Origin of the sequence: Microbacterium sp. (assembly GCF_052099035.1) — a bacterium.
GTDB lineage: Bacteria > Actinomycetota > Actinomycetes > Actinomycetales > Microbacteriaceae > Microbacterium.
In genome coordinates this window covers 1-9446 of the sequence record NZ_JBQDSX010000086.1, presented here as the reverse complement: position 1 = coordinate 9446, position 9446 = coordinate 1, and the positions used below count along the sequence as shown (strand labels likewise).

General features: G+C 65.6%; 7 protein-coding genes. 2 read left to right on the top strand and 5 right to left on the bottom strand.

What is annotated here, in order from left to right:
• Position 1 precedes the first annotated feature (1 nt).
• The 5 genes from ACTIAO_RS15825 to ACTIAO_RS15805 all read right to left on the bottom strand — a co-directional run bounded on the left by ACTIAO_RS15825 (position 2) and on the right by ACTIAO_RS15805 (position 6190).
• A complete protein-coding gene (locus ACTIAO_RS15825; protein ID WP_441907123.1) occupies positions 2–1021 on the bottom strand; it encodes a response regulator transcription factor in 1020 nt (339 codons plus the stop codon).
• 104 nt (positions 1022–1125) lie between these two features.
• Positions 1126–2124, bottom strand: a complete 999-nt coding sequence (locus tag ACTIAO_RS15820; protein ID WP_441907122.1) for a glycoside hydrolase family 6 protein — start codon at positions 2122–2124, stop codon at positions 1126–1128.
• Entirely contained in the window at positions 2108–3232 is a 1125-nt protein-coding gene (locus ACTIAO_RS15815; protein WP_441907121.1) for a hypothetical protein, read from the bottom strand. The genes ACTIAO_RS15820 and ACTIAO_RS15815 overlap by 17 nt, the downstream gene beginning before the upstream one ends.
• On the bottom strand, positions 3229–4908 hold the full coding sequence (locus tag ACTIAO_RS15810; protein ID WP_441907120.1) for a sensor histidine kinase: 1680 nt from the start codon (positions 4906–4908) through the stop codon (positions 3229–3231). Before ACTIAO_RS15810 ends, ACTIAO_RS15815 begins: the two co-directional genes overlap by 4 nt.
• A 10-nt stretch (positions 4909–4918) precedes the next feature.
• On the bottom strand, positions 4919–6190 hold the full coding sequence (locus tag ACTIAO_RS15805; RefSeq protein ID WP_441907119.1) for an MFS transporter: 1272 nt from the start codon (positions 6188–6190) through the stop codon (positions 4919–4921).
• A 46-nt stretch (positions 6191–6236) separates the two neighbouring features.
• On the opposite strand from ACTIAO_RS15805, the gene ACTIAO_RS15800 reads away from it, so the two are divergent.
• Both ACTIAO_RS15800 and ACTIAO_RS15795 read left to right on the top strand, forming a co-directional pair.
• On the top strand, positions 6237–8516 hold the full coding sequence (locus ACTIAO_RS15800) for a LuxR C-terminal-related transcriptional regulator (RefSeq protein ID WP_441907118.1): 2280 nt from the start codon (positions 6237–6239) through the stop codon (positions 8514–8516).
• A gap of 153 nt (positions 8517–8669) precedes the next feature.
• The coding region (locus ACTIAO_RS15795; RefSeq protein WP_441907117.1) for a vWA domain-containing protein at positions 8670–9446 on the top strand (777 nt) is incomplete at its 3' end.

The following is a 9446-nucleotide window of genomic DNA, read 5'->3' as shown; positions in this document are numbered from 1 at the left end:
GTCAGTCGGAGATCTCTGACGTGAGCCGGTAGCCGACGCCCCGCACCGTCTCGATGTAGCGCGGCTGCGCGGCCGAATCGCCCAGCTTGCGGCGCAGGTTAGTCATATGCGCTTCGATGGCGCGCTTGTCGGCCTCGCCCACGAAGTAGCTCGTCACATACGATTCCCCCCGCAGCACGAGTGTGAGATCCGCCTTGCTGCGCACGCGCCGCTTCGACGCGAGCAGTGCAGACAGCAGATCGAACTCGGTGCGCGTCAGGTCGACTTCGCGGTCTCGGAGCTGAACGATTCGGGTGTCCGGGTTCAGCCTCAGATCGCGATGAGTGATCCAGTGCCCCTGGGCTGCGTCCGGCGTCGTCGTCGAAACCGAGACCCGCTCGGGCGAACGCTCTTCCTGAACGATCGTGGGGGACGCCGACCCACCGGGCCCGGCTTGTGCAGCGAATCCCGTCTGCTGAGCAGACGCGGGCTCCTGAGCGAACGCAGGCTGCCGGTCAAGCAGGGGAACGGATGCCGGCCGGCCCGTTTCTGCGCCCGACACCGGTGCCGGGTTGATCTGAGGGATCGAGCGCGTGCTCGGGAACGACGGTCCGGTCTGCTCTTGTCGACGGGGCGCAGCCGCAGTCACTGCCGTGGCAGTGCGTGGTCGGCGCAGGAGCGCTTCGATGCGCGCGCGCAGCTCACGGGGACGGAATGGCTTGTTCAGATATTCGTCGGCGCCCGCTCCCAGGCCTGTGACGAGATCCACCTCTTCATCGAGGGCGGTGAGCATGATGATGTACGTGTCGCTCTGCGCGCGGATGCGCCTGGCCGCCTCGAAGCCGTCGATGCCGGGCATGTTCACATCGAGCGTTGTGATGAGCGGCTGGTAGGCCAGCACAGCCCGCACGCCATCGATTCCATTACCCGCGGATACCGTCGAGAAACCGGCGGATTCGAGAACTTCCGCCAGAAGGTGACGCACATCGGGATCGTCTTCGACGATGACGGCAGTCTTCAACGGCGCGACAGAATCGCTCATATATACAGAATCGCTCATATATAGGGTTTCTTTCACCAGGGTATGGGACACCGCAAAATATCTATCGACATGCTACAGGCCGCGCCTTTGTCTGAGGTGCGAATTCAGCGATTGTTTCGTGTGAGCTCCACAGCGGCATCCGGCCACCACACCCCGGCGGCGGGACCGCCGTGGCAGGGACCGTCGCTTTCGCCCGGAGGCTTGATCCAGAGATTCGTGTCGACTACCTCGTCGCCGAACGTCCCGCTCTCGTCGCCGACGGTCTGTCCGGGGGGATTGCACCAGTCCGATCCGGCGGTGGCGGCACCGTTGCGCGAGGTGTCGATGACGGCATGAAGCCCGTCCAGCTCCTCGGATAGCGCGTGCGCATACTCGAACTCGTCATAGGTCGAACGGTAATTCGACACGTTGGTGGCGAAGCCGCGCACCGTGTCGTTGACACCCACGTCAGCGATCAAAGTGGCCATCTGCTCGGTGGGGAGCCAGCCGCTGTGACCGCCGTCGAGATAGATCCAGGTGTGGGGACCGTCCAGGCTGTCCACGGCCTCGCGCAGCTGGGGAACACGCTCATCAATGTTCCCGCACTCCGGAGCGAGCGCGAGACTGTCCGGTTCGAGGATGACGATCTTCTGCAGATCAGGAGCAGTCTCCAGCGCCGCACTGATCTCGGCTACCCAGCGCTGGTAGTCCTGCGTGGAGAGGCCACCGGCTGAATGGTTCCCGCAGTCGCGCTCGGGCAGGCCGTATATGACAAGGGACAGCGCGACATCCTGATCGCGTGCCTGGGCGAGCAGTCCGGTAACAGTATTGCCAGCGGTACCGATCGGGTCTTGCTCGGGTGTCAGCCAATAAGACGTCGGCTGGACGGCCAGGTACTCCGTCGCAGCAGTCGCCGCGGCATCCATTTCGTCGTTGGTCAACGCCAGCTGAGCCTTGGAATCGGCCGGCGCGAGCACGCGCACGCCGATGCCCGGCGGCTGCGCCGTCACCGTCTGGATCCATCGCTGCGCCATCGACACCGTCACGACCAGCGCAGCCAGCACCGCGATGACCGCGAGACCGGCGACGACGAGCCAGATCGTGCGCTTACTGGGACGCGCCATGTACTCGTTCCCATCGATCGCCACCGTGCTGCTGCGCTACCTCAACAGCGGTGGATGCGGCGCCTGCCAAGTTGTCGAGGTCGTAGCCCACGGCGGCGACCTGTGCCCACCCGATGCTCGCGGTCAACCGAATCGGTACGGCCTGGTGATCTTCCACCGTTGAAATGCGTTCGAGAAGCTTCATCAACAGCTCACGCACCCCGCTCTGGGCGCGCGGGACGAGCGCTATGACACGGGTTGTGCTCATCCGTTCGATATCGGCGTCCGCTGGCAGGACGAGCTCGACATCGTGGGCGAATCGCTCGCTGACCGCGTTGAACGCCGCGGTGCTGGATGCCGCCCGAATGTCTTCGGGATCGTCCAGGCGGATATCGAGCACTGACCACCACTGATCGAGTGAAGCCTCCGCGCGGCTCAGCCGATCCCGCGCTGTTCTCTCGAAAGCACCATGGGCGGCCTTCTCGCTGTGCGGAGAGCGGATGGTGAGCAGCAGCAGGGTGACGAGGCAGCAGATGATGACGACGTTCGAGCCGATCAGATTGACCGTGCGCAGGAACTGCAGGCTGTCGATGTTGCGTGTGACGTGGCCAGCGACGAGGAAACCGTCCACGACGGTGATGACGGCGAATGCGATGAACGCACCGCAGGCGGCGAGGAGCGGGAGGGACTCATCCCGTTGCCCCGAGCCCAGACGCACGAGCTCGAAGATCGTCAGAGCCGCGAAGACAGCGGTCAGGGTGAACACGATCCGGAATGCGATGCCGTAGGCATCCGAGAACGATGACAGCACTAATCCGACGGGGATCACGATCATGTAGGTGATCGAGAGCGGAATGAACTGATGCGTGCGGCCGCGGTATGCGCGCAGCCCGGACCAGATCAACGCCATCGGCGCGATGACCAGCGATGACCCCAGCGCGCGGAACTGCATTGACGCCAGCATGTCCTGCGCGAGCCAGACATAGGAGCCGCACATCGCACTGGCGAAGCTCGCCGACCAGAGAGCCGTCGCTCGCGACGGGCGGGGCAAGAACCCGAGCCCGATGAAGATGACTGTCGCCAAGGTGGAGGTGGCGATGAGCGGCATAATCAGCGTCGAGGTGATCATTCAATGCTCCGTTCCCGGCGTGTGGGCAGGACGATGCTGACCTCGGTGCCCTGTCCGAGTTCACTGGTGATGTCGAGGCGAGCACCCTGATCGAGGACGATGTCGCGGGAGATGCCCAGGCCCAGGCCGGTACCGGGAATTCCGCGCTCGCGGGCGAGCTCGGTGCGGAAATCCGGTTCGAAGATGCGCGGAAGGTCCTCCGCCGAGATGCCGATCCCGGTATCGGAGATGACCAGGGCAGTCTCGCCGCCGCCGGTTGCGTCGCTGTCGTTCGCGGATCGTACGGTCACGGTGCCTCCGCGCTGGGCGAATTTGATGGCGTTGCCCACGATGTTGTCGACGACCTGGCGGAACCGGAATTCATCGCCGCAGAACGGAAGCTCGTCATCGAGATCCACGTTGAGCGTGACGCCGTCCATGAGCGCAGTGGGCGTAAACCCTTCGATCGAGGCGCGCGCGATTTCGGCCAGGTCGAAATCCTCATCGGTGTCTTCACGAGGCTGCGACGGCTCGACGAGTGCATCTTCGATGAGCCGCTGCATCCGTTCGCTGGCACGTTCGACCACCTCGAGCTGGCGTCTTGTCGAGTCGGTGAATTCTTCGTTCTCTAGGAGCAGGTCGACGTGGCCGAGGACGGCGGTGAGCGGATTGCGAAGCTCGTGCGAGATCGTGCGCCTGGTCGCCACCTTGTTTGCGTATGGGTCGACGGCTGCGGTGACGTCTTCAACGATGAGCAGCAGTCCGTCATCGTCTCGGCCTGCTTCGAAGACGCGCGTGGAGGTCTTCAGTGCACGCCACTGTCCGTCGAGACCGAACAGCCAGACCAGCTCGTCGGCGAAGAGTTCGCCGCGTGACGCACGCGCGATCGTCGTCTGCGACTGCGGGATGGGCGTGCCCCGTCGCTCGTCGTATTCGACGGCTCTGGTCGGATGGAACGTTGCCGACTCATCCAGTACATACAGCGTATGAAAGGCGCGGTTCGAGATCTCGACGAGGCCGTCCTCGCCAACCCGAGCGATGCCGATATCGAGTGAATCGATGACTCGGCGATTGCGAGCCTTCTGCTCGGTGAGCCGCCGGAGCGCGACGCCGATCCTGGCCGACTGGCCTTGCAGGAGCCGTTTCGTCGACCGGCTGCGCAGTGAGCCGACCGACATGATCATGCCGACGAAGCTGATCGTGAGTAGCAGAATGACGGCGTTGACCGTCTTCTCCGGCGTGATCCCGGTGTCGAACAGTGCCAGCAGGACGAACATGCCGACCAGCGTGAGGATGCCGATGAGCGCGCGCACGGAGTAGTACGAGGCGATCCAGGCGACGGGGAAGATCCACATGAACGCGGCAGCCGGGTTCGCACCCGATCCCAGCATGCCGTTGGCGAGGAGGCCGATCGTCAGCGTGTCAAGGACCGGAACGACAGCGACGCCGCCGGGTCCCACGAGGTGCCAGGGGATGCCGAGAGTGACCACGGTGATGACGATGATGAGGGAGAGCCCGGCGCTGAAGCGCCAGTCCGCGAGCAATTGCGGCAGCAGGAAAGCCACGGTCGAGGCCACCGCCACGGTGATAAGTGCGAGGATCAGCTGCCACTGCCAGATCGAGCGACAGCGGCTGTCACCGAAATAGCGCACACCCGACGACGTCGATGCGCGCGCCGATTGGGCGACCTTCCACATGAGCGTCAGCCTATCGATGACTTCGGGGCGCGGACCGCCGCAGGGCCGGTAACGTTGCAAGGCTCAGTAGCGCCACGCCCGCCGCCACGGCATACAGCGCGAAATAGCTATCTCCTGCGCCGGAGATCGGATCGCCCGACCCGACTCGCAACAGCGCCGCCGCAGCCATCGGCGCCAACATCTGCGGGATCGTCTCGGCGACATTCAGAATCCCCAGATACGTACCCGCACGACCAGCGGGAAGCACCCGCATCGCCAGAGCCATATTTACCGCGAGATAGATACCCACCGACAGGCCACCGACTGCAGCAGCAGTCCACAGCACCACTGGCGCTGCTGCAAACGCCCGCATCGACGCCGCAAGCGCCAACCCCACCGCGCCGCACACGAGGAATGGGAGGTACTGACGCATCCGTGAAGCCCATGCTCCGCCCACGGAAGCGCCGAGAACGATCCCCGCACCACCGCAGAGCGTCGCCACCATCGCGACCGGAGTCGCCCCGACGGCATCGTCGGCCATCCGATCGATCACCAGGTAAAGCGTGAACGCGCCCGCCAGCGAGAAACCGGACTGCATCGCCAGACGCTGCAACCACACCGCAGCGAACGCACCCGTCGACGACCTCGTCAACAGGTCCCGCACTGAACCTGCCCGCCGGTCGCGCGGGCGGGTCGGCGCAGCATCCGGCATCTTCTCCCGAACCCGCAGAGCAAAACCGACCACCACGAGGGCGACTATCGGCATAACGAACGACACGAGATCTACGTGGCGAGGGAGGAGAGCGGTGAGAAGCAGCGGCGGCAACGTCCCCACGAACGCGGCAGCGGTGAAGACTCCAGATGCGGCAGCACGCCGACTATCCGGCACAGTGTCGGCCAGCAACGCCACACTCGCCGCAAGAGTCGCGTTGTAAGCGATCTGCGTGCACACCCAGCTGATGGCGATCGCAGGAAACGTATCCGCGACGGCGAGCGCCGCAGTGCCGGCGAGGCCAGCCACCACGCCGCCCAGCATCCACGGCCTGCGCCGACCGAACCGGCCACGCGTGCGATCCGACAGTGCCCCGAACACAGGACTCGCGACCAGCGCCGCAAGAGCCCCCAGCATCAACACCGAGGCGAGCGCGGCAGCGCGCTGATCCACCGGCAGCAGGGCATCGATCTTCAGCGGCAGACCAGCCACGACCGGCGTCGTCAACGACCCCAGCGCAACGAGGTTGACACCTGCCAAGAGATACACCGAACGATGTTCGGTACCCTCGGCCACAGCATGTGTTGACATGAACGCCCCTCCCCGGGCGGTTCATACTCTAACTAAGGTGAGATACATGGGATCTGGGGGAGTTTCGCGGCGCGCCCTCACGACGTCGATTCTCGAGCGCCCGCACCTGCTCGGAGCGCTTTCCTTTCCCACCCCGATCGTTGCGCTCATCGGCCCGATCGGAGCCGGCTCGACCACGCTCCTGCGTCACTGGGCCGCCACACGCAAAGAAAGTGTTGCGTGGGGATCGCCCGGCAGTATCCCGGACCCGGATGGTGACGTGCTGATCATCGATCACGCCGACGACCTCACGACCTCCGACTGGGAGCGTCTGCGAGAACTGCGGGCCGAGAACCCCCACCTGCTCATTCGGCTCGCCGTGCACAGTCGCGAGGCGCTTCCGCCCGCCAGCGACATCGAGCGCGTCTACGGGCTGCTGTTCACCGAAGACGAGACCCGTGACTTCCTGGTCATGGTGGGCTCACAGCTCGCCCCTGCCGCGGTCCACGTCGCCACCGGCGGACTCGCCGCCGCTGTGCGCGCTGTCGCCTGGCTGAAGCACATCGGCGGCACTGTCATGAACGAGGTGCTGGCAACCCTCCCACCCGGGGCCCTCGCCGCCAGCGAAGCACGCCTGGCCATCCCCGAAGTGCTCACCGCAGAGGTCGTCGCAGAGCTCGGCGGACCGGGTGACTTCCTTGAGCGCGCGGAGCGCGAGGGGCGTGGCTCCTGGGTTGGCGAAACCGGACACCCGCTGTTCGTGCTCACCGCCCCCGTTCGCGCTGCGACCCTGCGCTCCTTCCCGGCAGATGACGCGGATACGGTGCGAGAACAGACCGGACGTGCGCTACTGGCACAAGGCGCCTGGTATGGCGCGCTCGTGGAAGGCGCAGCATCCGGATCTCTGCCCATCATCGACGCCGCGTTCCGCGGCGCCGGGATACCGCTCTTGCGGACTCACGGACAGCAGCTCATCGTTCGGTTACGCGGACTGCACGTGTGGGAACTGCGCAACTGGCCGATCACGGCCATCGCCCTTGCGCTTTTGTACAACGCGCGGCGTGAGCACCGGCTGCGCGCCGTCGAGTTCATGGGCGTAGCTCTCGTCGGAGCACGCACGGCACCGGCAGGGTCCGGCGAACGTGCTCTGCTGCGCATCATCGAGTCAGTACTGCAGCGCCTGCTCGGCCTCGGCGACAGCGGCGTGAAAGCCGCGCGCGCGGCGACACGAATCCTGGACGAACTCCCACCGGAGCGATACCGCGCGCTCGAAGGCCTGATGGGCGATCTGCGCTCACATGGGGCAGTCAGCCTCCTGAATGCCGGGGCGCCCGAAGAAGCAGCTGTCGAATTCGAGCGCGCCCTCGCCGTAGCAGGGCGCCCCGCAATCGAGCTGATGTCGTTCGGTGGTATCGCCCTGATTCATACTTACGCGGGCGATCTCCCCACCGCACAATCCTGGGTCGACACGGCCATGCAGCGCAGCTGGGACGAAGAGACCCTCAACGAGTACGCCGGCAGCATGTTGCGTATGGCCCAGACGCGGCTGTTCCTCGAGAACAACGAACTCGACCGTGCAGAAGAGGCACTCGCCACCATCTGGCCGATCATCGACACGATCGAGCACTGGCCCCAGCTCACCTACCTGCGCGCAGTGCTCGACATTTGCCAGGGCGACGCCGACCTCGGGCTCGAGCGCTTCCGTGCCATGCGCGTCCGGCGCGGCACCCGTATCTCGCGCTCACAGACCAAGCTGCTCGATCTCACCGACTCCCTCCTGTCGATCGCCACCGGAGACGTCGCCTCGGCGCGCGCGCTGACCGTGCGTGCGGGAGACCGAGCCTCGACGAAGATCGGCGTCGCCCGTGCACTCGTCTTCGACGGACAGTTCGAGCGTGCCCGAGCGCTGCTGGCCGAGGTCCCCGCGACGACACCAGACGAACGCGCGCGCGTTGCGGTGCTCGAAGCGATCGTGCTGCGCCGTCTGGGGCATGCGGAACAGGCGGCGCTCGCTGCCCGTCGCGCGCACACGGTGGCGGGAACGTACGGCCTGCGCACCCCGTTCCTGCTCGTCGCCGAGGAAGACCGTTCGATCTTCGATGAGACCTTCGCCTGGCCGGCGCCGGGCGTGAAGATCGCGGATGCTGCGCCCAGACTGACCGTGCGCGAAAGAGTTATCCTCCGCGAGCTCGTGCACAGTGCGAATGTCACCGCGATCGCCGAACGCCTGCACGTCTCGGCCAACACCGTGAAGTCTCAGCGCCGCAGCCTGTACCGCAAGCTCGGCGCCGCCTCGCGCGAGGAAGCGCTCGCCGCCGCGGCCACTCACGGGCTCTTGCGCGACTGACCGCCCGGGTTGAAATCCGGGGTGAAATCGGGTCACCCCACGCGTTTGCCCCTGCCGCCGCTGATTAGTGTCGCGTCGGCAGGTACCCGTCTGCCGCCGCGCATTCCCATCTGATTTGGTGCGCGCCCCGGGGAGAAACAGAGGAGCATTCGCGTGAGAAAACCACGTTCAGAATCACCGCCGCGCCGCCGCGCTGGCCTTGCCGTGAAGGGGGCGCTGGCTGCGACTCTCGCCGCGGCAATGGCTCTCGGAGGCACGGCCGCCGCGAACGCGGTCGAGTCAGATGTGACGGTAGACCCGAACCCGGCACTGGCTGAGCACTGCTCGATGGATCTCGCGATCAGCATCGACCTGTCGAACTCGGTCACCGATGAGCAGCTCCTGCAGACTCGTCAACAGCTGAGCGGGCTCGTCACCGCGCTCGAGGGGTACCCGGTCAAGTTCGCCGTGCACACCTTCGCGTCGAACGCACCCGCGACGTCAGCGTCGGCCAACGCGCCGCTACCGCTCACCTCGGTAGCCGATGCCGCGGGTGTCTCAACGGTCAGCGACTACGTCAACGGCGTGCAGCGTCCGGCAAATCAGCAAGGCGGCACGAACTGGGACCGCGCCCTCGCCGCCGTCACCGCCTCGGACGAGGAGTACGACGCGCTGCTGTTTCTGACCGATGGCAACCCGACGCAGTACGCCAGCCCCGCGAAGGGGCCAGGCAACGCCACGGACAAACCCGTTATCGACGCGGCCGTCAGGAGCGCGAACGCGCTCAAGGCCGAGCAGACTCGAGTCCTCCCGATCGGTGTCAGCGACAACCTCTCTGGTAACGCCCTCAAGGATTTCCGCGAGCACATCCAGCAGATCTCCGGACCGGTCGAGGGCAGCGACTACTACGTCGCCGGATTCAACCAGCTCCAGGCGACCCTGATCAACATC

Coding starts and splice junctions, on each gene's coding strand:
- ACTIAO_RS15800 (WP_441907118.1), top strand. CDS start 6,237: ATGGGATCTGGGGGAGTTTCGCGGCGCGCCCTCACGACGTCGATTCTC.
- ACTIAO_RS15820 (WP_441907122.1), bottom strand. CDS start 2,124: ATGGCGCGTCCCAGTAAGCGCACGATCTGGCTCGTCGTCGCCGGTCTC.
- ACTIAO_RS15825 (WP_441907123.1), bottom strand. CDS start 1,021: ATGAGCGATTCTGTCGCGCCGTTGAAGACTGCCGTCATCGTCGAAGAC.
- ACTIAO_RS15815 (WP_441907121.1), bottom strand. CDS start 3,232: ATGATCACCTCGACGCTGATTATGCCGCTCATCGCCACCTCCACCTTG.
- ACTIAO_RS15810 (WP_441907120.1), bottom strand. CDS start 4,908: ATGTGGAAGGTCGCCCAATCGGCGCGCGCATCGACGTCGTCGGGTGTG.
- ACTIAO_RS15805 (WP_441907119.1), bottom strand. CDS start 6,190: ATGTCAACACATGCTGTGGCCGAGGGTACCGAACATCGTTCGGTGTAT.